Source organism: Micrococcus sp. HMSC067E09 (assembly GCF_001812555.1).
GTDB classification, from domain to species: domain Bacteria; phylum Actinomycetota; class Actinomycetes; order Actinomycetales; family Micrococcaceae; genus Micrococcus; species Micrococcus lylae.
Genome location: NZ_KV809408.1, coordinates 59,867 through 83,293, shown reverse-complemented (window position 1 = coordinate 83,293; position 23,427 = coordinate 59,867). Strand labels below are relative to the sequence as shown.

The window sequence follows — 23,427 nt, the reverse complement described above, 5'->3', positions numbered from 1 at the left end:
CGCTGTCACCGCGCAGCTTCGTTGTGGAGTGACGCATGGAGAACGGCTGCTCCGGCAGGGAGTAACGTGCCGTGCCATTGCGCTGTGCGGGCTTCGATAATGTCGACTTCCGCTGTGCTTGCCCGAATGTGTAGGCGTGTGCCGGGGCGAAGGCGTCGCTCGTCGAGGAACGCCAGTGTTTCGACTGGTGCATCGGCGACGCGTGTGATCCTCACGGGAACCCATCGACGGCGTGCGAGTTCCCACAGAGGGGTATCTTGATGGGATTCGATGCGACCGTCTGCGGTGGGGATGGGGTGCCCGTAGGGGTCGTGGGTGGGCTGGTCGAGGGCAGCTTCGATTCGCTGGAGGAAGCGGGGTGAGCTGCTGGCTTCCAATGCGTCGGCGTTCGTGGCGAGTTCACTCCAGGGCAGACTGAGGACATCGTGGAGGAAGCACCGAAGCATCCGGTTCACCCGCACTGCTCGCATCGTTTCGAGGTGTCCCGCTGGAGTAAGGAAGATGCTCTTGTACCGTTCGTGGTCGGCGAGACCGTCATCGACGAGTCGCTTTACCTGTTCGGACACGCTCCCCGGCACGAACCTCAGCACACGGGAAAGACCTGTGACTGTGACCGGAGCGTCACTGGTCTCGGTCAGGGACCAGATCGCACGGAGATACCGTGCTCTGGTCCCTGACCGGTCGCTCTTGCCGCGCGTGCGGGATGCCTTCTACTGCGCGGAAGCGAGTGCGCGTCTGCGGCGTGTGCTCACGATCCGGGTCCCGATGAGCCCGTGCCGGGGGCTGAAGAGGTAGACAAGCGCGAACACGGCTCCCTGCGCGAGGACGACCATGCCGCCGGAAGCGGTGTCGAGGTAGTAGCTCAAGTACAGGCCGATGACAGCGCAGGCTGCGGAGATGGCGGGAGCGATAAGGAGCATGCGCCCGAACCTGTCCGTGAGCAGGTATGCGGTCGCTCCCGGGATGATGAGCATCGCCACGACCAGGATGACGCCCACGGCCTGCAGGGCGACGACGGCGGTGAGGGCGAGGAGGCCGAGGAGAGCCGCGCCGAGGATCTTCGGGTTCAGACCGATTGCGTGGGCGTGGGTGGGGTCGAAGGCGTAGAGGGTGAAGTCGCGGCGCTTGGTGACGAGGATCGTGAAGGTGATCGCGCCGAGGATGATCACCTGAATGAGGTCGGCCCAGGACACGCCGAGCAGGTTGCCGAAGATGATGTGGTTCAGGTCGGTTTGCGACGGCGTGACGGAGATCAGCACGAGCCCCAGAGCGAACAGTGTCGTGAACACGATTCCGATTGCGGCATCTTCTTTCACTCTGCTGGTGTCTCTCACCGCACCGATGAGGGCGACAGCGAGGAATCCGAAGACGACCGCTCCGAGGGCGAACGGCGCCCCGACGATGTAGGCGAGGACCACTCCGGGGAGGACGGCATGGGAGACGGCGTCGCCCATGAGTGACCAGCCGATCAGGACAAGCCAGCACGAGAGCACCGCGCACACGATCGAGGCGATCAGGGTGGTCGCGAGGGCGCGGACCATGAAGTCGTAGCTGAGGGGTTCGAGGAAGAACTCGATCAGGTTCATCAGTTGTCGCCTCGGTTCAGGACGTCCAGGCCGAAGGCCAGGGCGAGGTTGTCGGGTTGGAGTACCTCGTCGGGGTCGCCGTGCATGAGCACGCGCCGCATCAGAAGCACGGCTTCGTCGGCCAGGTCGGGCAATGCGTGGAGATCGTGGGTGGAGACGAGGATCGTGGCCCCGCCGTCGGCGAGCTCTCGTAAGAGCCGGGTGATCGTGGCCTCGGAGCGTTTGTCAACGCCCGCGAATGGCTCGTCCAACAACAGGATCGTCGCGCCCTGAGCGATGCCCCGAGCGACGAACGCGCGCTTCTTCTGCCCCCCGGAGAGCTGCCCGATCTGCCGGTCGGCGTATTCGGTCAGTTCGACCCGTTCGAGCGCGTGGTCGACGGCGTCATGGTCGACTTTTCTCGCGTGGCGGGTGAATCTCATGTGCCCGTAGCGTCCAGTCATGACTACGTCGCGCACCGACAGGGGGAACGCCCAGTCGACGTCTTCGCTCTGGGGCACGTAGCCAACGGTCCTGGCCTTGCGTGCTTTCGTCGGGTTCTCACCGTTCACGCGTACGGTTCCGGAGTCGGGGCGCAGCAGCCCCATGATGGTCTTGAACAGGGTGGACTTCCCGGATCCGTTCATGCCCACAAGCCCGCATACACGTCCGGATTGGATGTCGAGGGTGGCGTGGTCGAGGGCGAGGACCTCACCGTAGTGCACGGTGACGTCGCGCACGGAGATCGCTGTCTCCATCAGTTACCTCCCGTCAGGGCATCGATGATGGTGGTCGCATCGTGACGGATCAGCTCCAGGTAGGTGGGGACCGGGCCGTCCGCCTCGGAGAGGGAATCGACATACAGCACACCGCCAAAGGCGGCATCGGTCGCTTCGACGACCTGCTGCATCGGGGCATCGGACACGGTGGACTCGCAGAACACCGCGGGTACATCGTTGTCGCGCACGAACTCGATGGCAGAGGTGATCTGCTGAGGCGTGGCCTGCTGCTCGGCGTTGACCGCCCAGATGTACTTCTCCGTCAGTCCGGCATCCCGTGCGAGGTAGGAGAACGCGCCTTCGCAGGTCACCAACGCCCGCTGGTTCTCGGGCAGGACCGACAGCTCGTCGACCAGCTCATCCTGCACCGTCTGCAACTCGGCCTTGTACGCCTCGCCGTTGGCCTCGTATTCGCTCGCGTTGTCGGGGTCGAGGTCGCTGAACGCCTCGACCATGTTGTCGACGTAGATCTGCACGTTCACCGGACTCATCCACGCGTGCGGGTTCGGCATCCCCGCGTAGGCATCCTCGCTGATGTCGATCGTCTCGACCCCCTCGCTGACCACGACGTGGGGCACATCCAACCCGTCGACGAACTGCGCGAACCACGCCTCCAGATTCATCCCGTTGTCGAGAATCAGATCCGCCTCCGACGCTCTGCGGATGTCTCCGGGGGTGGGCTCGTAGCCGTGGATCTCCGCCCCTACCTTCGTGATCGACTCCACCCGCAGGTTGTCACCGGCGACGTTCTCTGCGATGTCCGCGAGAACGGTGAACGTCGTCAGCACCACGGGACGCTCGTCGTCCGCTCCTGCATCGTTCTCGCCGGATGTCGCGCAGCCAGCAAGAGAGAGCGCGAGCACGGACGCTGTCAGAAGCGGCAGGGCACGGCGGGGAAGGAAGCGGGAGTTACGTGGCATGGATATTTCCTTAGTTAAGCGGGTGGCGTTCATGTGAGTGGTGGAAGCGGAGGGCGAGGTGTTGGGGGCGGGCCAGCGCGATGGGATGCGTTGATGAAGTGGTCGAGCTTGTCGGACGCTTCTCCGCGCAGGTACACGCCGAGCATGCGCAGGAGGTTCAGCGTCACCGCTTCGGGGTCGGAAGACGTTCGCAGCAGGCGACCGGCAGCGTCATGGTCGGCTTTTCGCACGGACTGAAACAAGGTGATGGCCTCCAGCCATGCACCCTCACTGCGCTGATCGGTGTGCGTTCGTCTCATAGCCCACAGCATAGTGTTCGGCATGCCGTAGTTTCAAATGGTGGCGTGTCGTACATCTGTACACTACATTGATGTTATTACTAAATACGTTGCTCCAAGCACTGGTGAGGCACAACATGTAGTGGTTGCTGGCGGGGTGCGTCGCACCCGAAGAGCGAGGAGGATCGCCATGCCAGCCCTACCCGAGTCCCGGGGGACTGCTGCACGAATAGGTGACATCTGATCTGGCTTGCCCGAGCGGTGGGCCTGGAAGGATGTTGCTGTGCCTAAGCCCTACCCGAGCGAGTTCCGTGAAGATGTTGTGCGCGTCGCGAGGAGCCGCGAGCCCGGCGTGACCATCGAGCAGATCGCGAAAGACTTCGGAGTCCACCCGATGACGTTGCAGAAGTGGCTGCGCCGCGTCGACATCGACGAGGGCGCGAAGCCCGGCCAGACCCGGACCGAGGCTGCCGAGATCCGTGAGCTGCGGAAGCGGAACCGGCTCCTTGAGCAGGAGAACGAGGTGCTCCGCCGCGCGGCGGCGTATCTGTCGCAGGCGAACCTGCCGGGAAAAGGTTCTACCCGCTCGTGACGGAGCTCGCCACCGCAGGGATCCCTGTGACGGTGACGTGTCGGGTGCTCAAGCTCTCCCGCCAGCCCTACTACCGGTGGCTGGCTGACCCCGTCACCACGAGCGAGGTGGTGGAGGCGTATCGCGCGAACGCGTTGTTCGACGCGCATCGTGATGACCCGGAGTTCGGGCACCGGCTCCTCGCCGACGAGGCCCGCGATGCCGGTGAGGCGATGTCGGATCGCACCGCGTGGCGGATCGCGTCCAGCAACGGCTGGTTCAGCGCGTTCGGGAAACCCAAGCGCGGCAAGCACCGCCGGCCCGGCCCTCCGGTTCACGATGACCTGTGCGCGGTCGTCGATGAGCACGGCCGGACCCGGCACGTCTTCGCCGCCGATGCGCCGAACGAACTGTGGTTGACGGACATCACCGAGCACAAGACCGCCGAGGGCAAGCTGTACCTCTACGCGATCAAGGACGCGTACTCCGGTCGCATCGTCGGATACTCCATCGACTCGCGGATGAAGTCCCGCTTGGCCGTCCAGGCGCTCGAGAACGCCGTCGCGATGCGCCGTGATGTCGCCGGCTGTGTGGTCCACAGCGACAGGGGCAGTCAATTTCGCAGTCGGAAGTTCCGGCGCGCGCTCACCCGTCATCGCATGGTCGGAAGCATGGGCAGAGTCGGCTCGAGCGGAGACAACGCCGCCATGGAAAGCTTCTTCGCGTTGCTGCAGAAGAACGTCCTCGACCGCCGCTCCTGGACCACCCGTGATCAGTTGCGCATCGCCATCGTCACCTGGATCGAACGGACCTACCACCGCCGCCGACGCCAGGCCCGCCTGGGCCGTTTGATCCCCATCGAGTTCGAGACCATCATGAACACGGCCGTCGCACTGGCGGCGTGACTACAACCTGTCACCTATTCGTGCAGCAGTCCCAGGTGACACAGTTGCTCGAGTGCTCGCTCGATGCGTCACGCACAGTGCCTGAGACTCTCCAGCTGCCGCGCGAAACGGCCCTCATGAGTCATGCGCATTACAAGCGAGAGGAGATTCTTGCTGGGCTCGACATTGCGACATGGGAGAAAAAGCAGAGCGGACACCGTGAGGGCGTGGCATGGTCGCATGTCTACTCGACCGACGCGTTCTTGGTGACGCTCAAGAAGGACGCCACGAGGTTCTCTCCGACCACCATGTACCGTGACTACGCGGTGAGTCCCTCCCAGTTCCACTGGGAGAGCCAGAGTGGGCTCGGTGCGAAGACGCAGACTGGACAGCGGTATCTGGCTAAGGAGAAGGGGGCAACGAACACGCTGATGTTCGTGCGGAACACCTCTTCTGACGAGATCGGCGACGGCGCGGCATTCCTGAACCTGGGAACCCTGCAGTTCGCGCAGTGGTCCGGAACCGAGCGCCCTATGCAGATCACGTGGGACTTGGATCGCCATATGCCGGCCGAGACGTTCCTCCAGGCAAGCGCGGCTCGATGATCAACAGATAACAACGTTGGGGGCATCAACGCGACGGAGGGGCCGACGAGCGAACGAGCAGTTGGGTTGAGAGAACGGCTGGAGCCCGAGCGGGAAGAGCATCAGCGGCAGTGGCACCCACGACGACCAACAACGGCTCGCCGGCACCCCATCCCGTCCACCCCGCTCCGTAGACTGATTCCCGGATGTGACGCCCGCGACAGGTCCTGGGAGGTGGGGGATGGGAAGCTGCGCCGCACGGTGGACGGCCCTCGCCGCCGTCCTCCATTCCGTCCGCCCCGACGTGGACCTGGATGTCCTGCGAGGACTCGTCATCCTCCCGGTCATCCTGTTCATCGGCCTGGCCGGCCTCGGCCTGCAGACCGTCCTCCGGGCCCGGCGCACCCGCGGCGCCGCCCAGGGCCGGGGCACCTTCGGCAACACGTCGAAGGGACGACGACGGCGCACCGACGCACCGGACTGGACGCCCCCGCACGGCGCGAAGCACGCCGCACCGCCGGCCACCCACACAGGGAAAGAGGAGAGCCCACGGGGAGCGGCCGTCGTCGGGAAGACGGCGGACGCGAGCTGGTACCGCAGCCACACCGACGACCCCAGCCTCGGCCTGCGCCACCGCCTCTGGCTGCTCGGACTCGCCCTCACCGCCGACGGCGCCCATGACCTGCCCTCCGGGCGGAAGGCCGTCACCGCCATGGTCCAGCACACCCACGCGGTGGAGGCCCGCACCGGCGGCGTCGGTGAAGGCCTCCGGCCCGGCCGAGCAGCCCGAGAGGCCGCACGGGTGGAGGACCTGCAGGCCCGTGCCGACCAGACCGCGCAGCTGATCGGGGACCTCGTCAACGAGGGCCACAGGGCACACCCGCCCGTGCACTTCGACCCCGAGGTGGCGGATGCCGGCTGGCAGTACGCCGGCGTGCAGGAGACGGGCACCCCCGCCCGGCACTGGGTCCGCCGCGCCGCAAGGAGGTCGCCATGACCCGCGACCACCGCCGCCGTCAGCTTGACCGCGACCTCGCCTCCGCCGTCTCGGGGAGGACCGACGCCGAGAAGACCGACGCTGCCGAACGCCGGCGCACGCTCATGGAGGACGACGGCCTGCTCCGCCACTGGGCCGACCTCTTCGTCTTCACCGCCCGCCGCGCCTGGACCGGCGCGCTGATCTGCGCCCTACTGCTCGGCGCGCTCGCGGTTCTCGGCTGGAAGGCCGTCAGCGCCGAACCCGAACACACCGCCACCATCACCGTCCAGGGCGAGGACACCACCACCGGCATTCGCCAACAGACCGTGGACGAGGTCACCGGCGGCGAACCCATCCCGTCCTGGCGGCAGCTGGACGTGCTCGTGCTTCCCGAGTACCTGGACGACGGGCAGCAGGACGCGGCCCTCGGCGACTACGACATCATCATGTCCACCAAGCCCGATGACCTCCCCGCCCACCTCGGCTACGCCAAGGACGAGGCCGGGTTCCTCATGACGGAGCAGGTCGAGGACGCCCTCGACCATGATCGACGGACCCCTGACGTCTTCGCCGCCCAGCTCGAGGGCCGCTACCTCTCCGATCTGGCCCGCGGCATGGGTCCCACCGCCGTGGTCAACGTGGTCCGGGACCTCGCCGACCACGGCTACACCGGCCCGCCACGGAATCTGCTCACCTGGTTCGCCTGGGGCATCGTGCCGTTGATCGGCCTGCTCGTCTGCGGGGCCGCGGCCCTGCGCTTCGGTGCCCGCGAACGCAGCGTGAAACGCGGCCTTCAGCGCGCCCAGGCCGCCCTGGCGCGCACCATGCTGCAGGAGCAGGCCCTCAGCCTGGCCGAGGCCAGCGTGGCCGACCGCAGCCGACGCGCGCGAGTGCGTGCAGGACGCCGACGGCTGCACGCGTACCTCGACCGAGCCGCCCGGCAGGAGCGGACCCTGCAACGCCGCGTGGACCGGCTGGGCGAACGCCTGCCGATCCCACGGATGTCTGCGGACACCATCGCCCAGGACAACCGGGACCACGTCCACACCCGCTCTTGGCGGCAGCTCGCCGTGGAGGTGGAGGAGCTGATCGCCGAGACCGAGCGGCTCAACGTGCAGACCGAGGCGGTCATTGTTTCCTCGGGGGTGCTCGCCGGCACCGCCGGCACGCAGCGCGCCCTCGACCGGATCCTCGGCCCCACCGCCACGGCCCTGCTTCGACTCAAGGCCCGGCTGCGGGACGCCCCCGCCGAGACCGTGGCCGGCAAGACCCTCGCTGCCCTGGACGACGCCCACGCGGACCTGCTCGCCCTCGCCCAGGATGAGGACCTCGCCGCCGGCACCGGGCGCTGGAGCGCCGCCGGCACCCGACGTTGGAGCGCCGCCGAGGACCGCCTCACCGCCGTGCTCCGTGATGTCGCCGGCCAGCTGCGCCGCTACCCGGTGCCCCCGAGGGCCCGCGACGAGGAGCCGCCCGAGCCGGAGGAGGCCGCGGCACGCCGCGAGCTCCGCGCCGGCCTCGGCTTGCGCTCGGACGCCGGCCTGCGCGACGCCCTCGCCGACGCCGACCACGCTGCCCGCACCCTCCTGGGACCCCGCTTCGCCACCCTCGACGCCCGACCCGACCCCGACGACGAGGCGCGACGGCAGCGGGCGGTGCGTGCCGTCGTCGGGAAGGAGGCGGCGCCACCACGCCGACTGCTGGCCGGCACCACGGCCGTCTCCGCCGCCGGCCTCGGCGTCCGCGGGTGGACCGTCGCGCTGCTCCTGGCCTGGCTGTTCGCCTCCGTTGTGGCCGACGACGTCTACGAGCGGTACGGAAGGACGGACCTCGGCCTGCAGGTGCAGCAGCAGGCGCTGCGGGACGTACGGATCGACGGGCCGGGCGACGGCGTGGAGCCCGAACGGGTCAAGGAGATCCTGGGCGAAGACTTCCCCGGCGAGATGGAGGTCGTTGTGGCTGTGCGGAAGGCCGAGGAGTACCTTGAGCCACAGCCCGTGGGGCCCGGCGAGGATCTGGACGGCGAGGTCGATCCGGCAGCCGCCCAGGAGGGCGTGCGGCGCATCATGGGCGAGATCGACGGCATCGGCTCAGGCGCCGGCGGCGAGCTGCGGCCCGGCGTGATGGTGGTGCCGGTCTACGTATGGGAGGACGGCACCCAGCAGGTCGGCTCCGCGCTGACCACCCTCGAAGGGCCACGGTCCGTGCAGGGTACGGCGAACCTGACGCGGATGCGCACCGTCGAGGAGCCCGACGAGATCAGCAGACTGGTGGCGGACGAGGCGCGTAAGGCCGGTGACGAGCTCGCCGACATCCCAGTGCGTGCCACGGAGAGCTTCGACGTCGGCGGGGAAGTGCTGACGAAGCGTCTGCTGACCTGCGGCATCCTCGCCGGTGCGGCCGCGCTGCTGATGGTGCTCGACGCGCTGACCGGGCGGGCTGCCGGGCTGCGATGGCTCGGAGGGATGGGCCGTGCTGGGCGCAGACTGCGCCGCGTCATGCGGCGGGTGGAGAAGCTCATGCTCGGCCTGGACCGGTCCCGGATCGACGCGGTGGCCGTGCTGGGTGCCGGACCTGCGGGGTCCGTGGAGGAAGCGGGGCAGCGGCTCTATGAGCGTGAACTCGTGGCCGCCTGGCGCGAAGGCCAGATGCTCGCCGAGACCTCCGTGCCGGAGCGGGCCCGTGGCGGATTCACCGCGCGAGTGGCTCGGCTCGAGCGGACCGTGGCCGTCCTCGAGGCGCGAGGCGAGGGCGTGGCCGGGCGTGCCGGGGGCGCGGTAGGGCGCGGCGAGGGCGTGGCCGGGCGGCGCGAGGACGTGGCTGGGCGGGCCGAGGAGGTGCTGGAGCGGTCCCTGCGGCACGCCGCGGTGTGAGCGGCCGCGGGCGAGGCGAGGTGGAGGTGAGGCGGAGGTGAGCGGCCGTCGTCGGGAAGCGTGCGCTTCGGCGGGCGGGGCTGGGCGCAATTGTCTGTGTGCTACGGGTCGGAAAGATGGCGCCGGCGGCGGTCATTCCGACGCTGTGGATACAGAGGGACCGTCAGTTCCGTCATGGGCCGGGATTTTGTGGACCTCGCATGGACCCGGCCGCTCTCCGCACCCGAACGGCCGCCGTCCGCACCCGACCGGGACTGAAAACGGCAGCTCCTCTCCCAACGCTGCGGCACTGGGACGCTGACTGCTGGACCCGGTGCCGGTGCCTGCTTAGCGTGTGGGCCATGGACGCCATGACGCACCCTCTGCCCCCGTTGAAGGACCTCGTGGACCGCTGGGCCATCCATGCCGCACAGATCCAGGCCTCGTTCCCCGGTCGCCCCATGATCGAGGGCAACCAGTTGAGGTCGGACGACGGTGGCGGCAGCTGGGCCACCCTCGACGTGGTGGACGCCGACCACGCGGTCCTCCGCGCCTGGGACCGCGACGACTTCCGGGCGTCCGAGGTGCCGATCGGTCCGGAGCTGGCCCAGCAGTACCCGGCCTGGTCGCACCCGTACCTGCCGAACGACGGGGACCGCGTGCCGACCCACCTGCTCGCCGTGTGGAAGGACGGGACGTGGCGTTCGGCCGGGCATGAGGGGATGTCAGAGGACTCCCTCGACCACGTGCTGCCCATGCGGTCCGTCAGCGCGATGACCACGTCCCTTGCTGACCTCGTGGAGTCCTACGAGGGGGACAGCGACGAGGACATCGACGACGAGGCCCTGCCGCCGGAGGAGGACGAGGTCGCCGCGGTCTGTGCGCTCGGCGCGGGCATCGACGCGGGCACCCTGGCGACGCTGCTGCGCCACCCCGGCCTGGACGCCGAAGCCGGCGCCGCTGAGGCACGAAAGTTCACTGACGTGCTCGGCTGATCCGGGGAGAAACGGGACCGGCCCGCATCCAGCGCCAACACACCAAGGGGGCGACGTGCTCGGCTGATCCGGGCGGGACCGTCTGTGTGCTGCGGGTCGGAAAGACGGCGCTGGAAGCGGGCATTCCGACGCTGCGGATACAGCTTCGGATACAGAAGGCGCGTCAGCGCCGTCACGGGCCCGGGGTAGCCACCCCTCGCCGCTCACCGCTTCCGGTACAGGCCCTTCTTCTGGAACACCGGCTCCGAGGTGACCAGCATGCCCAGGGAACGGAAGATGCCCTCGTCCACGCTGCCGAGGATCGTGGTGGTGTGGACGTCGCAGCCGTTCAGCTCGCCCAGCCGGTCCAGCGCACGGCGGGCCCGCTCGTCCGTGGCGGCGGAGACGGACAGGGCGATGAGCACCTCGTCCGTGTGCAGGCGCGGGTTCGAGGACCCCAGGTGCCGGACCTTCACCTCGGTGATCGGTTCGATGGCCGCGGGGGACAGGAGCGTGGCCTCGTCCTCGATGCCTGCCAGGTGCTTCAGCGCGTTCAGCACCATGGCCGCCGAGCATCCGAGCAGCGGCGAGGTCTTGCCGGTGATGAGCGTGCCGTCAGCCAGCTGCAGGGCCGAGCCGGGCTCGCCCGTGCGTGCCTGGACGGCCAGGGCGGCGTCCACCACGGGACGGTCCGCGGAGGACAGGCCCAGGCGGGACATCACCAGGGCGATGCGCTCGGAGACCTCGTCGTCGTCCCCGGCGATCGCCTCGGCCACCACCGCCTTGTAGTAACGGCGGATGACCTCCTGCTCGGATGCGGCACGGCAGGCGGCGCCGTCCACGATCGCGTGGCCAGCCATGTTCACGCCCATGTCCGTGGGGGACTTGTACGGGCTGGCGCCGGTGAGCTTCTCCAGCAGGGCGGCCAGCAGCGGGAACACCTCGACGTCCCGGTTGTAGGAGGTGACCTGCTCGCCGTAGGCGGCCAGGTGGAACGGGTCCAGCAGGTTGATGTCGTCCAGGTCCGCGGTGGCGGCCTCATAGGCCACGTTCACCGGGTGCTCCAGCGGCAGGTTCCAGATGGGGAACGTCTCGAACTTCGCGTAGCCGGACCGGATGCCGCGGGCATGGTCGTGGAACACCTGGGACAGGCACGTGGCCAGCTTGCCCGAGCCGGGCCCCGGGGCCGTCACGACGACGAGGTCACGCGAGGTCTCCGAGTACTCGTTCCGGCCGAAGCCGTCCTCGGACACGATCCGGCGGGTGTCCTGCGGGTAGCCCGGGATGATGCGGTGGCGGGCCACCTTCATGCCCAGGCGCTCGAGGCGCTCCAGGAACGCGATGGCCCGGTGGTTCGACTCCTCCAGCTGGGTGACCACCACGTGCTCCACCAGGAAGCCGCGCTCACGGAAGACGTCCACGAGGCGGAGCACGTCATCCTCATAGGTGATGCCCAGATCCGCGCGGACCTTGTTCCGCTCCAGGTCCTTCGCGTTGAAGCAGACCAGGATCTCCGTCTCGTCCTTGAGCTTCTCGAGCATCGCGATCTTGTTGTCCGGGGTGAAGCCGGGCAACACGCGGGAGGCGTGCAGGTCGTCGAAGAGCTTGCCGCCCATCTCCAGGTACAGCTTTCCGCCGATCTGATCGCGGCGGGCCTGGATGTGCTTCGACTGCAGCTCGATGTACTTCTCGCGGTCGAAACCGAGCCGCCGGTACGCCGGCGGCTCGGGCGGGGTCTGCGGAACGTTCGCCGGAGTGTCGGCCGGGGCAACCCCGGCAGGGTGCGGGGCGGAGACGACGTGGTCAGACGAGCCGGTCATGGGACATCAGGCTAGCCGACGGCTCAGCGGTTCTCGCCGTCCGCGTCGCGCTTGACCCAGTCGTCCTCGGGGGCGTCATAGGAGCGGGTCCAGCCGGTGCGCGGATCGGTGACGTCCATGATGCCCGTGGCGGCGTCCAGGCGGGCGACCCGGCCGGATGCGCGGTCGAGCACCGTGATGCTCTCCGTCTGCGGGTCGTAGTCCTCCACGTGCACGCGGGAGGCGTAGTCGTCCGAGGTGACCGAGAGCTCCACGTCCGAGCCCCAGCCGTCCCAGCCGTCCTCGCCCACCAGATGCGAGTCCGCGTGGACCTCCTGCCGGGGCGCGTCGTGCGCGGTCGGACGGGCCCCCTGGCGGGGGTCCCGGCCGGCCGGCGGGACGATCGGGATGTCCCGGGTGTAGACGTCCTCCACGGCGTCGTAGTGGAAGCCGTCGGGGGCCGGAGCGGCAGCGGCCTCACGCTCGGCGACCTCCTGCGCCTGCGCCTGCGGCATCGGCCCGTAGACGCGGCGGCCGATGCGCATGCGGTGGCGGGCCGCCTGCTGCGCCTGCACGGCGGCGGCCCGCAGCCGGTCGATGGAGTCCCGGTCCATGGAGATGTCCGCACCGGGCAGCCTCCACTGGTAGCGGTAGCCGAGCATGCGGATGGTGAAGATCAGTGCCGCGATGAGAAAGCCGGTCACCGCGTTCAAGGCGCCCTGCAGGCCCACGGTGACGGCCACGATCGCGCCCACGACCGTCGGCATCGCATAGATGCCGCGCGGGTCGAACAGCGAGGGGACCTCATTGGCCACGATGTCCCGGAGCATGCCGCCGCCGAGCGCCGTGACGGTCGCGATGACCACGCAGGCCACCGGATTCGCACCGGTCTCCAGGGCGACCATGGCGCCGGTGACCGTGAACAGGGCGAGGCCGCCGGCGTCGAACAGGGTGATGGTCAGGTTCAGCCGATGCGGGGCGATCGCCTTCACATAGACCAGCAGGGACACCAGCACCGGCGGAGCCAGGTAGATCGGATTGTCCAGGGAGGCCGGCAGGCCGCGGTCCAAGAGGATGTCCCGTGTGAAGCCGCCGCCCAGGCCGGCCAGCAGGGACAGCGCGAGCGAGCCCACCAGGTCGAACTGCTTGCGCGAGGCCAGCAGCGCCCCCGAGGTGGCGAAGAAGAAGATCCCGATCAGGTCCAGGGTCGTGAGCAGCCACGGGGCATCGGTGAGGGCGTCGAAGAACTGCTGCACGTCCACGGGCTGCTCCTTCCGTCGGGTTCGGGGTCCACCGGCCATTGTGTCCGGTCCGTGTCCGGTCCGTGTTCGGTCCGGCACTCACCGGCCATTGTCCCGTGAAGCGCGCGCAGGGCGCAGCGCGGGCGAGGTGCAGGTGAAGCGCAGGGCAGGTCTAAGTGAGGCTCGGGCGTTCGGGGAGGAGCCGTCGTCGGGACGCGGGGATCAGGTGCGGGGCTTGGCGACCGACATGGAGGTGGGGATGCGGTCGCGCTTGAAGGTGATGTCCGTGTAGCCGTGGGGCTGCGGGTTGCCGTTCTCGTCCAGCGAGACGAACACGATCTTGTCGATGGTCAGGATGACCTCGCCGGTGATGGTGTTGCGGACCTTCGCGCGCATGGTCAGTGAGGTGCGGCCGAACTTCACCGCGCGTAGGCCCATCTCGATCATGTCTCCCTGCCGGGCCGAGGACACGAAGTTGATCTCCGAGATCAACTTGGTCACCGAACGCGGATTCCCCATCTGGATGATCGCGTAGATCGCCGACTCCTCGTCGATCCAGCGCAGCAGCGACCCGCCGAACAGCGTGCCGTTCGCGTTGAGGTCCTCCGGCTTCACCCATTTGCGGGTGCGGAAGATCATGTCCTCGTCCGTGGTGGTGGAGGCTGCCGTGGCGGAAGCGGCGGCGTCGGAGGCGGAAGCGGCGGCGTCGTTCTCGGCGTTCATGGGACCAGAGTAGCTCTGCGGGTCGACCGACCGGACGGTACTCCGGCCTGTGGGCTGAGGCCTCCCGCGGCGGGGTCCGATGCGCGAGCCGGCAAGGGTGGTGCGGCGGAGGTGGAGCGGTGGCCGCGGAGCTGGCGCTTGGCGGGATCGACGGTTTGTCACCGGATCGCAGAGAATCTCTGCGGTTCCGTGACAAACCATCGATTATCAGCCACCGGCCACTCAGCCCCCGGCCACTCAGCCCCCGGCCATTCAGCCGACCCGGCCACACGAGCCGCAGGCTCAGCCGCGCGCCGGGCCGTGCTCCTTCGCCAGGTCCGCGGCGATGCCCACGTAGGTCGCCGGGCTCAGCTCGAGCAGGCGCTGCTCGGCGCCCTCGGGCAGGCCGAGGCCCTTCACGAACTCGCGCATGCGCGCCCCGTCCACACGGTGCCCGCGGGTGAGCTCCTTGAGGCGCTCATAAGGGTTGTCCAGACCGTCGGCACCGCCCAGTGCCTCGGCGCGCATCACGGTCTGGACGGCCTCGCCGAGCACCTCCCAGTTGGTGTCCAGGTCCTCGGCGAGCACCGGCTCGGCGACCTTCAGCTGGCCCATGCCCTTGGTGACGTTGGACAGGGCCAGCACCGAGTGACCCAACGCCACACCGATGTTGCGCTGCGAGGTGGAGTCGGTGAGGTCGCGCTGCCAGCGGGACTCCACGAGCGTGGCACCCAGCGAGTCCAGCAGCGCGCAGGAGAGCTCGAGGTTGGCCTCGGCGTTCTCGAAGCGGATGGGGTTCACCTTGTGGGGCATGGTGGAGGAGCCGGTGGCCCCGGCGACCGGGACCTGCGCGAAGTAGCCGATGGAGATGTAGGACCACACGTCCACGCAGAAGCCGTGGAGGATCCGGTTGAAGCGGGCGATGTCCGCGTACAGCTCGGCCTGCCAGTCATGGGACTCGATCTGGGTGGTCAGCGGGTTCCAGGTCAGGCCCAGGTGCTCCACGAAGGTCCGGGCGACCTCCTGCCAGTCCGCTTCCGGGGCGGCGGCCAGGTGTGCGGCGTAGGTGCCGGTGGCGCCGTTGATCTTGCCCAGGTACTCCTGGGCGGCCACACGCTTCACCTGGCGGCCGAGGCGGTGGACGAACACCGCCATCTCCTTGCCCAGGGTGGTGGGGGTGGCCGGCTGGCCGTGGGTGCGGGACAGCATGGAGATGTCCGCGGCGGTGGCGGCCATGGCCGAGATCGCCTCGACGGCGGTGCGGGCGGACGGCAGCCAGACCTGCTCCACCGCGTCGCGCACGCCGACGGCGTAGGCGAGGTTGTTGATGTCCTCGGAGGTGCAGGCGAAGTGCACCAGCGCGGTCTTGTCGCCCAGGCCGAGGGCCTCCAGGCGGCGGCCGATGAAGTACTCCACGGCCTTCACGTCATGCACGGTGACCTTCTCGATCTCCGCGAGCTCGGTGACCTCCTCCGGGCCGAAGTCCGTGACGATGGCGCGCAGGCCGGCCTTCTGTTCCTCGGCGAGCGGGGCCAGGCCCGGCAGCACGGACTTCTCGCACAGGTGGATGAACCACTCCACCTCCACGTGGATGCGGTTGCGGTTCAGGGCTGCCTCGGAGAGGTGCTCGACGAGGGGCTCCACCGCGGCGCGGTAGCGGCCGTCGAGCGCACCGAGGGCGATGCCGGAGGGGCCCAGCGGGCGGCGGTCAGCGGACAGGGAGGCGGAGGGCTGGGTGCTCATGGGGTCATTCTTCCATCCCACGTCACACGACCACGATCAGTGACCGATGCCACGTCAGGGCTTGACGTGACTCACTCCGCTGGAGTTACCTAATGATCGTTCAGTAATTGCGAACGCGCCCTGCGCGCGCCGTCGTGCGGCCCCACATCCCTGACCGCAAGCGAGGAGCATCGTGACCGATCTGCCTGCCCACCCCATCCTCGAGGGTGACGCCGCCAGCGCCTGGATGGGCCTGACGGTGGAGACCGCCGAGAAGGATCATGCCGTGGTCCGCATGACCGTCCGCGACGAGATGGTCAACGGCTTCGGCATCACCCACGGCGGCATGATCTTCGCCTTCGCGGACTCCTGCTTCGCCCTGACCTGCAACGACCCTGACGCGGACGGCTCCACCATCACCGTCGCCTCCGGCGTGGACGTGAACTTCCTGGCCCCCACGACGGCCGGGCAGAGCCTCATCGCCGAAGGGAGGCTGGTCTCCCGCGCCGGCCGCTCCGGCGTCTACGACATCACGGTGACCACGGAGGACGGCGCGGTCGTCGCCGTCTTCCGCGGCCGCTCCCGCACCATCCCGAACCCCGCCGCCCGCTGAGGAGAGACCCATGATCGAGGCATCCATCCCCAACCCGTACACCCCGGCGCCGGTCCCGGCGAACCCGGCCGAGCGCGGCCGGCGTGACCCGGAGGAGACGATGAGCCGGGACCAGATCGAGGCGATCCAGTTCGAGCGCCTCCGCTGGACCCTGCACCACGCCTACGAGAACGTGAAGGCCTACAAGGAGCACTTCGACGCCCACGGTGTGCACCCGTCTGACTTCAAGGAGCTGGCCGACCTCGCCAAGTTCCCCTACACGGACAAGGAGTTCCTGCGGAAGAGCTACCCGTTCAAGGCGTTCGCCGCGAAGGGTCCGGAGCTGCGCCGCATCCACGCCTCCTCCGGCACCACCGGCCAGCCCACCGTGGTCGGCTACACGGACAACGACATCGCCACCTGGGCGAGCCTGGTGGCCCGAGTGCTCCGCAACGCCGGCGTGAAGCCGGGCGACCGCGTGCACAACGCCTACGGCTACGGCCTGTTCACCGGCGGCCTGGGCGCCCACTACGGTGTCGAGCGCTGCGGCGCCGCCGTGATCCCGATGTCCGGTGGCCAGACCGAGAAGCAGGTGCAGCTGATCAAGGACTTCGAGCCGTCCGCGATCCTCTCCACCCCCACCTACCTGCTGACCATCGCCGACGGCTTCCGCAAGATGGGCCTGGACCCGCGTGAGACCTCCCTGAAGACCGCGGTGCTCGGCGCCGAGCCGTGGACCGAGGAGATGCGCCGCGAGATCGAGCAGACCTTCGGCCTCGACGCGCTGGACATCTACGGCCTGTCCGAGGTCATGGGCCCCGGCGTGGCCGGCGAGTCCGCCGAGTCCAAGGACGGCTCCCACATCTACGAGGACCACTTCCGTCCGGAGATCATCGACCCGTTCACGGACGAGGTCCTGGAGACCGGTCACCCCGGCGAGCTCGTGTTCACCTCCCTGACCAAGGAGGCGCTGCCGATCATCCGGTACCGCACCCACGACCTCACCCGCCTGCTGCCGGGCACCGCCCTGCCGGGTCACCGCCGCATGGGCCGCATCACCGGCCGCTCGGACGACATGATCATCCTGCGCGGCGTGAACCTGTTCCCCTCCCAGATCGAGGAGCTGGCCCTCCAGATCCCGGCCCTCTCCCCGCACTTCACCCTCGAGATCACGCGACCGAACCGCATGGACGAGATGGCCGTGAACATCGAGCGCCGTCCGGAGTTCTCCAGGCAGGACGCGGAGAGCGGTGCCCGCGTGCTGCAGAAGGAGATCAAGACGAAGATCGGCTCGTCCTGCACCATCAACGTGGTCGAGCCGGACACCCTCGTCCGCTCCTCCGGCAAGCTGCGCCGCGTGTACGACCGCCGCAACGACTGACGCCTGCCCGGCCGACCCCCGGTGCCGCCGTCTGCGACGGTCCGCCCACCGGCCGACTTCCGCCTAGAGTGGGTCTTCCAGCCCCACAGGAGGACACCGTGAGCCCGCAGACCGCCGCATCCCACGACGACGGCACCCGCCTCGGCGAGCCTCTCACCGGGGTGCGCCCGGTCGTCTCCCGGCCCATGCCGGGCGAGCCCGGCGGCGGGCCTCGGGCGGCCTCGGCAGGGTCGGGCGGGCCTGCGCGCCGCGGCCGTCCCGGCTATGACCGGCAGACCCTGATGGCCGTGTGTGTGGACGTGTTCATCCGCCACGGCTATGACGCAACGTCCATGGGCATGCTGGCCAAGCACCTGGGCATCTCGAAGTCCGCGATCTACCACCACGTGGACTCGAAGGAGGCCATCCTCGAGCAGGCCCTCGATGACGCACTCGGTGCTCTCGAGGCGGCGTTCGATGCCGTCGAGGCCGGTGGGGGCTCGGCCGGTGAGCGGGTGGAGGCCGCCGTCCGCGGCACCCTGCAGGCTCTGGCGGACCACATGCCGCAGGTGACGCTCCTGCTGCGGCTGCGCGGCAACTCGGACGTGGAGCTGCGCGCCATGGAGCGCCGCCGCACCATCACCCGGCGCCTGGGCGCCCTGCTGGAGGCCGGCCAGGCAGAGGGGACCGTCCGGGACGACGTCACCCCGCGCAACCTCGCCCGCCTCACCCTGGGCATGATCAACTCGATCGTCGACTGGTTCCGCCCGGACGGCCCACACACCGTTCAGGACATGGTCCACTCCGTCACCGGCGTGGTCCTCAGGGGAGTGCGCGGCTGACGCACCACCCGGCGACCGTCCGAGGCGAGGCGGCTCAGTCCCGAGGCGGGGCGGCTCAGTCCCGCAGCGGCTCTCCGATGACGTCGGCGAGGGCGTCCACGGCCTCCGCGTGCCGCTCGAGGACAGCGGACGGATCCTCGTCCGGTGCGGTGCTGTCCGTGATGGAGATGACGCGGTTGCCGTCGACTGCGACGGTGCCCACGTAGACCCCCTGGCCGTCGCCGCGGTCCGTGGCGAAGGTGTAGCGGGTGCCCTCGCCCCACTCGTGCTCCTCGTGGCCCGAACCGGCGGTGGCGACCACCGCGGTGGCGACCACCGGCTCGCCAACGCACTCCTGGTTGTCGGCGACCGTGAGCATGGCCTCCACGTAGTCTGCGGCGCCGGCGGTTCCCTCGAACGTGTCCACCTCCACCAGGTACGGGGCGCTCACGGTGTCCCCGTCTCCGCCGGCGGCGGGTGACTCTCCGGAGAAGCGGGTGGTCTGTGCCGTGGCGGCGGCGTAGACCTCGGCCCGGGCCACGACGTCCTCTCGGCACTGCTCGGAGACCATGGGGTTCGCGTTCGGGTTCTGGAGAATCTCGAGGGACTGTTCGCTGTCCCGCTGATGGTCGGCGACGGTGCCTCCCTTCACGGAGGCCACGGGGCGGCCCATGGTCTTCTCCAGGGCCCTCGTCATGGCGCGGGTCTTGTCTCCGTCCGGTGGCAGGAGGTGGTCCGGCACAGCCGAGGCCGAGATCTCGGCGTCGCCCGGGCCGTTCTCGTCACCGGAGCCCTCCGAGCCTCCCGTACCGTCGCCGCCGGAGGCCGCGCCCTCTGACGGCGAGGCCGCCGGGTCGGTGTCCGAAGGGTTCGCCGAGGCACTGGCGTCCTGGTCCGCCTGCTGGCAGGCGGTGAGCGTCAGGGCGGCGGCCAGCATCAGGGCAGAGCCGGCGAGGGGTGTGGCGTGGCGGCGACGAGTCCTCATGGAGATGAGTGTGCCAGATCACACTCACCGAAGCCGCGGCGGAACGATACCGGTTCGGCAACGGTTCCGTCCGCGGCCACGGCCCACCGCCCACGGCCGGGTCCACGGCCCACGGTCCACCGCCGGGGCCTACGGCCCGCGGCCCGGGGCAGGTGGGCGATCGGCGGTCCCGGGCGGCCAGAGCGCCGTCCCTCCTGGGCGGCCAGGGCCTCAGCCCTCCGAGCTCGGCGGGCCTCAGCCGCCCGAGCCCGCCAGGCCTCGGCCTTCCCAGCCCGCCAGGCCTCAGCCGTCCTTCGCGTCGGCGCGGAGGTCCTCCAGCAGGGCCTCGTTGCGCTGCTTCACCTCCTCGGCCTGGTCCGCGCCCAGGGCGGGGTGGCTGATCTCGTAGACGCGGGGGCCCTCCACGGCGAGGGTCTGCACGGTGCGCAGGCCGCCGTCGTCCAGGTTCCCGTGCACCATGTGCTCCACGGTGCCCTCGCCCCACGGCTGCTGCTCCGTGCGCTCCACCTCCGGCTTCAGGAACTTCTCCTCGTCCGCGCAGGCCGGGAGTTCCACCTGGGTGACGGCGGCGTCCCGGAAGGCGATCGCGCTCTGCGGGGAGTCCGTGTCCTCCCGGTTCACATACCAGCTCTGCGCGGTGTCCATGTCCTGCGGTGCCCCGTTCACCTGGGTGTGTGCGATGTCCGCATCCAGGTGCACGCTGTCGCGTGCGACCAGCTGCGCAACGCACTCTTCGGAGAAGTCGCCGCCGACCTTCTCCTCCTCCTGTGCGATGCGCTCCTCGGCGGAGGCGGTCATCTCCTCGGGGGTACGGGTGAGGGCGTCCGCGTGCGGGCCGAGGTGCTCCTCCACCACCGCCACCATGGCGTCCAGCTCCTCCTGGACCGGCGGGACGGCGGTGGTGCCGCCGGCCTCGGAGGCAGTGCCGGCGTCCTCGCTCGACGAAGCGGGCGAGTCCGAGCCGCTCGAGGCCTCATCCGTGGCTTCGTCGCCCGCCTCGTCCGCGGCTTCGTCAGTTGCCCCGTCCGAGGCCTCGTCGGTCGCCTCGTCCGAGGCCTCCGCGGACTGCGTGCTGGCCGCGGCTGTCGTCGTCGTGGGCGTGCTCTCGGCCTCGGCGGGATTCCCGCCGCAGCCGGCCAGGGCCAGGGCCGCGGTCAGCACGAGTGCGGTGCCGGCCAGGGCCGGGGTGGTGTGAGTGCGCTTCGTGGTGTCCTTGGCGTTCGTATCCATGTGCCGGGACGTTGCCACAGCCGCGGCAACGGGACCAGGGATCCGGCGGTCTCGTCCTCACAACGATCTCCGCGTCAGGGCACGGCAACGTCACAACGCCCAGGCCAGCCCGCCGAAAGCTCGTCCCGACCTCCTGGGCGGCGGGCCCCCGTCGGCGACCACAGCGAACGGCCCCTCGCCCTGCTGAACTGGTCCCCGTTTCTTGGACTGGATATCCAGTTCCAGGAGACAGGGAGCAGTTCAGCGCAGGGCGAGAGGCCGTCGTCGGGAAGGGGTGGACGTCAGTCCGGCCCGGCGGAGGGGATCAGGCCTCCGGCTGCTCCTTCATGGGCCACGTCTTGGTGACGAGCGTGAGCACGTCGTACTGGGCGCAGAGCTCGTCGTCCTGGTTGTGGATCTGGCAGTCCCAGGCGACCTCCCCGTACTCGTCGGTGACGCGCGGGGTGATGCGCTTGGCGGTCAGGGTGACGCGGATGGAGTCGTCATAGGTGACCGGAGTGATGAACCGCAGGTTCTCCAGGCCGTAGTTGGCGAGCACCGGGCCCGGATCCGGGGCCACGAACAGGCCCGCGGCCCAGGAGACCAGCAGGTAGCCGTGTGCCACCCGGCGCGGGAAGAACGGGTTGGCCATGGCGGCCTCCTCGTCCGTGTGCGCGTAGAACTTGTCCCCGGTCTTCTCGGCGAACTCGGTGATGTCCTCCAGGGTCACCTTGCGCAGGCCCGAGGCGAACTGGTCGCCGACCTTCAGCTCCGCGAGGGACTTGTAGAACGGGTGCTTCTTGGCGCCCGACTCCACGTCCTCGCGGGTGACGGTGTCCGCCGCTGCGCCCTGGTGCCACACGCCGGTGACGGCGGTGAGCAGGTCCGGGGAGCCCTGGATGGCGGTGCGCTGCATGTAGTGCTTCACGGCGCGCACGCCGCCGAGCTCCTCGCCGCCGCCGGCGCGGCCCGGGCCGCCGTGGACCAGCACCGGGACGGGGGCGCCGTGGCCGGTGGTGGTCTTGGCGGTCTGCCGGTTCAGGAAGTGCACGCGGCCGTGGTGTGCGCCGATGCCGGCGGCGAACTCTCGGGCGGTCTCGCCGTCGTTGGTGGCCACGGAGGCGACCAGCGAGCCGGAGCCCAGGGCGGCCAGCTCCACGGCCTCGGCGACGTCCGTGTAGCCGATCACCGAGGTGACCGGGCCGAAGGCCTCCACCGAGTGGACCTCAGGGGTGCGGGCGTCGTCGAAGGACAGGATGGTGGGGGCGAAGAACGCGCCGGCCTCGGCGTCGGCCGATCCGGTGTCCCCGTCCGGGCCGCCGAGGCGGACCTCCGCGCCGGCGTCCACCAGGCGCTGCACGGCCTTGCGGACCTCGGCCTGCTGCTCCTTGGAGGCCAGGGCACCCATGGTGGTGCCCTCGGTGCGCGGGTCGCCCAGCACCACCTTGGAGGACAGGCGCTCGGAGAGGGCCTCCACCACGGCGTCCACGTGCGCCTGCGGGGCGATCACGCGGCGCACGGCGGTGCACTTCTGGCCGGCCTTGACGGTCATCTCCTGGAACACGATCTTCACGAACGCCTCGAACTCCGGGGTGCCCGGGGCGGCGTCCGGGCCGAGGATCGCGGCGTTCAGGGAGTCGGTCTCCGCGGTGAAGCGGACCCCGCCCTCCTGCACGTTCGGGTGCTTCTTCAGCGTGGTGGCGGTGGCGGCGGAGCCGGTGAAGGCCACGTGGTCGCGGTAGTCCAGGTGGTCCAGCAGGTCGCGGGCGGAGCCGGAGATCAGCTGGATCGACCCCTCCGGCAGCACGCCGGACTCGACCATCAGGCGCACGCAGGCCTCGGTGACGTAGGCGGTCGGGGTCGCCGGCTTCACGACGGTCGGCACGCCGGCCACGAAGGACGGGGCGAACTTCTCCAGCATGCCCCACACCGGGAAGTTGAAGGCGTTGATCTGCACGGCCACGCCCGGGATGCGCTGGTAGATGTGCTCGCCGATGAACGAGCCGTCCCGGGACAGCGGCTCCACGTTGCCGTCGATGATCACGTTCGAGTTCGGCAGCTCGCGGCGGCCCTTGCCGGAGAAGGTGAACAGGGTGCCCACGCCGCCGTCCACGTCGAAGGCGTGGTCGCGCTGGGTGGCGCCGGTGGCGAAGGAGATCTCGTACAGCTCCTGGATGCGGGAGTTCAGGTAGATCGCGAGCTCCTTGAGCTTGAGCGCGCGCTCGTGGATGGTCAGCTCACCGAGGTTCTGCTGGCCCACCGTGCGGGCGTACTCGATGGCCTTGGCGGTGTCCAGGCCCTCAGTGGACACGTCCACCAGGTGCTCGCCGGTGTTGGCGTCCAGGACGGCGGTCTTCTTCGACGGGTTCTCCGGCGCCCACCACTGTCCGCAGACGTAGCTGGAAAGGACGGCGGGGGCCTGCTCGGCGGTGGTGGTCACACTGACTCCTTCGTGAGGGCGGCGGTGATCATGCGTGCGGCGCGCTCCGGGCCTGCCGGCGGGGGCCACCGGCGTTGCGGTCCGGGGCGTGCGCACGCGTGCCCGACCGATCGGTCGGTATTTTCCTCCACGCTACCGCAGAAGCTCGCGCCAGGGGAGGGGGAGGGGGC

Annotated in this window: 19 protein-coding genes and 1 pseudogene; 8 read left to right on the top strand and 12 right to left on the bottom strand. The window is 69.5% G+C overall.

The features are described from left to right. Nucleotides 1-5: 5 nt before the first annotated feature. The 5 genes and pseudogenes from HMPREF2863_RS12450 to HMPREF2863_RS11685 form a co-directional block, all read right to left on the bottom strand. Nucleotides 6-650: pseudogene (locus tag HMPREF2863_RS12450) on the bottom strand (metal-dependent transcriptional regulator); the annotation flags it as partial. Nucleotides 651-710: 60 nt separating this feature from the next. Continuing rightward, the gene (locus HMPREF2863_RS00860; RefSeq protein ID WP_070637270.1) at nucleotides 711-1,586 is read right to left on the bottom strand and encodes a metal ABC transporter permease; all 876 of its coding nucleotides are present in this window, start codon (nucleotides 1,584-1,586) and stop codon (nucleotides 711-713) included. Beyond that, nucleotides 1,586-2,323 (bottom strand): metal ABC transporter ATP-binding protein, encoded by a 738-nt coding sequence (locus HMPREF2863_RS00855; RefSeq protein ID WP_067191410.1) that lies wholly within the window; start codon nucleotides 2,321-2,323, stop codon nucleotides 1,586-1,588. Before HMPREF2863_RS00855 ends, HMPREF2863_RS00860 begins: the two co-directional genes overlap by 1 nt. Continuing rightward, entirely contained in the window at nucleotides 2,323-3,264 is a 942-nt protein-coding gene (locus HMPREF2863_RS00850; RefSeq protein ID WP_083315128.1) for a metal ABC transporter substrate-binding protein, read from the bottom strand. Before HMPREF2863_RS00850 ends, HMPREF2863_RS00855 begins: the two co-directional genes overlap by 1 nt. A gap of 29 nt (nucleotides 3,265-3,293) precedes the next feature. Next, on the bottom strand, nucleotides 3,294-3,563 hold the full coding sequence (locus HMPREF2863_RS11685) for a hypothetical protein (RefSeq protein WP_210386710.1): 270 nt from the start codon (nucleotides 3,561-3,563) through the stop codon (nucleotides 3,294-3,296). A gap of 262 nt (nucleotides 3,564-3,825) precedes the next feature. On the opposite strand from HMPREF2863_RS11685, the gene HMPREF2863_RS00840 reads away from it, so the two are divergent. The 5 genes from HMPREF2863_RS00840 (at nucleotide 3,826) to HMPREF2863_RS00820 (ending at nucleotide 10,407) form a co-directional block, all read left to right on the top strand. Beyond that, nucleotides 3,826-5,018 (top strand): IS3 family transposase gene (locus HMPREF2863_RS00840; RefSeq protein ID WP_087133702.1). Its coding sequence is split into 2 segments (ribosomal slippage): nucleotides 3,826-4,110 and nucleotides 4,113-5,018, totalling 1,191 coding nucleotides; the frame shifts between segments, so codons are not numbered across the junction. Between the two features lie 20 nt (nucleotides 5,019-5,038). Further along, nucleotides 5,039-5,602, top strand: a complete 564-nt coding sequence (locus HMPREF2863_RS00835; protein ID WP_174520650.1) for a DUF3427 domain-containing protein — start codon at nucleotides 5,039-5,041, stop codon at nucleotides 5,600-5,602. A 220-nt stretch (nucleotides 5,603-5,822) separates the two neighbouring features. After that, nucleotides 5,823-6,578, top strand: coding sequence for a hypothetical protein (locus HMPREF2863_RS00830; protein WP_070637261.1), 756 nt, complete (start codon nucleotides 5,823-5,825; stop codon nucleotides 6,576-6,578). Beyond that, entirely contained in the window at nucleotides 6,575-9,433 is a 2,859-nt protein-coding gene (locus HMPREF2863_RS11965) for a hypothetical protein (protein ID WP_070637259.1), read from the top strand. The genes HMPREF2863_RS00830 and HMPREF2863_RS11965 overlap by 4 nt, the downstream gene beginning before the upstream one ends. Before the next feature lie 341 nt (nucleotides 9,434-9,774). Further along, the gene (locus tag HMPREF2863_RS00820) at nucleotides 9,775-10,407 is read left to right on the top strand and encodes a hypothetical protein (RefSeq protein WP_070637257.1); all 633 of its coding nucleotides are present in this window, start codon (nucleotides 9,775-9,777) and stop codon (nucleotides 10,405-10,407) included. 203 nt (nucleotides 10,408-10,610) lie between these two features. Here the strand turns inward: HMPREF2863_RS00820 and HMPREF2863_RS00815 are convergent, their stop codons facing one another. The 4 genes from HMPREF2863_RS00815 to purB form a co-directional block, all read right to left on the bottom strand. Continuing rightward, nucleotides 10,611-12,206, bottom strand: a complete 1,596-nt coding sequence (locus HMPREF2863_RS00815) for a DUF1846 domain-containing protein (protein ID WP_083315126.1) — start codon at nucleotides 12,204-12,206, stop codon at nucleotides 10,611-10,613. Between the two features lie 23 nt (nucleotides 12,207-12,229). Then, entirely contained in the window at nucleotides 12,230-13,447 is a 1,218-nt protein-coding gene (locus HMPREF2863_RS12445; protein WP_083315125.1) for a trimeric intracellular cation channel family protein, read from the bottom strand. 201 nt (nucleotides 13,448-13,648) lie between these two features. Continuing rightward, complete coding sequence (locus tag HMPREF2863_RS00805) at nucleotides 13,649-14,065, bottom strand: acyl-CoA thioesterase (protein ID WP_070637337.1); 417 nt, start codon at nucleotides 14,063-14,065, stop codon at nucleotides 13,649-13,651. A 366-nt stretch (nucleotides 14,066-14,431) separates the two neighbouring features. After that, a complete protein-coding gene (purB, locus tag HMPREF2863_RS00800) occupies nucleotides 14,432-15,871 on the bottom strand; it encodes an adenylosuccinate lyase (protein ID WP_070637256.1) in 1,440 nt (479 codons plus the stop codon). A 172-nt stretch (nucleotides 15,872-16,043) separates the two neighbouring features. On the opposite strand from purB, the gene paaI reads away from it, so the two are divergent. From paaI to HMPREF2863_RS00785, 3 genes are all read left to right on the top strand, one after another. Beyond that, entirely contained in the window at nucleotides 16,044-16,463 is a 420-nt protein-coding gene (gene paaI, locus HMPREF2863_RS00795) for a hydroxyphenylacetyl-CoA thioesterase PaaI (RefSeq protein WP_245232198.1), read from the top strand. 10 nt (nucleotides 16,464-16,473) lie between these two features. Continuing rightward, nucleotides 16,474-17,823 carry a phenylacetate--CoA ligase family protein gene (locus HMPREF2863_RS00790; protein WP_070637255.1) on the top strand — a complete coding sequence of 450 codons (1,350 nt, stop codon included), beginning with the start codon at nucleotides 16,474-16,476 and terminating at the stop codon, nucleotides 17,821-17,823. Between the two features lie 185 nt (nucleotides 17,824-18,008). Next, a complete protein-coding gene (locus tag HMPREF2863_RS00785; protein WP_067191438.1) occupies nucleotides 18,009-18,644 on the top strand; it encodes a TetR/AcrR family transcriptional regulator in 636 nt (211 codons plus the stop codon). Nucleotides 18,645-18,699: 55 nt separating this feature from the next. Here HMPREF2863_RS00785 and HMPREF2863_RS00780 read toward each other — a convergent pair whose 3' ends face one another. The 3 genes from HMPREF2863_RS00780 to paaZ all read right to left on the bottom strand — a co-directional run bounded on the left by HMPREF2863_RS00780 (nucleotide 18,700) and on the right by paaZ (nucleotide 23,257). Further along, on the bottom strand, nucleotides 18,700-19,608 hold the full coding sequence (locus HMPREF2863_RS00780; RefSeq protein WP_135103370.1) for a hypothetical protein: 909 nt from the start codon (nucleotides 19,606-19,608) through the stop codon (nucleotides 18,700-18,702). A gap of 282 nt (nucleotides 19,609-19,890) precedes the next feature. Continuing rightward, complete coding sequence (locus HMPREF2863_RS00775; RefSeq protein WP_070637252.1) at nucleotides 19,891-20,838, bottom strand: hypothetical protein; 948 nt, start codon at nucleotides 20,836-20,838, stop codon at nucleotides 19,891-19,893. A gap of 304 nt (nucleotides 20,839-21,142) precedes the next feature. After that, nucleotides 21,143-23,257 carry a phenylacetic acid degradation bifunctional protein PaaZ gene (gene paaZ / locus HMPREF2863_RS00770; protein ID WP_067192350.1) on the bottom strand — a complete coding sequence of 705 codons (2,115 nt, stop codon included), beginning with the start codon at nucleotides 23,255-23,257 and terminating at the stop codon, nucleotides 21,143-21,145. Between the last annotated feature and the right edge of the window lie 170 nt (nucleotides 23,258-23,427).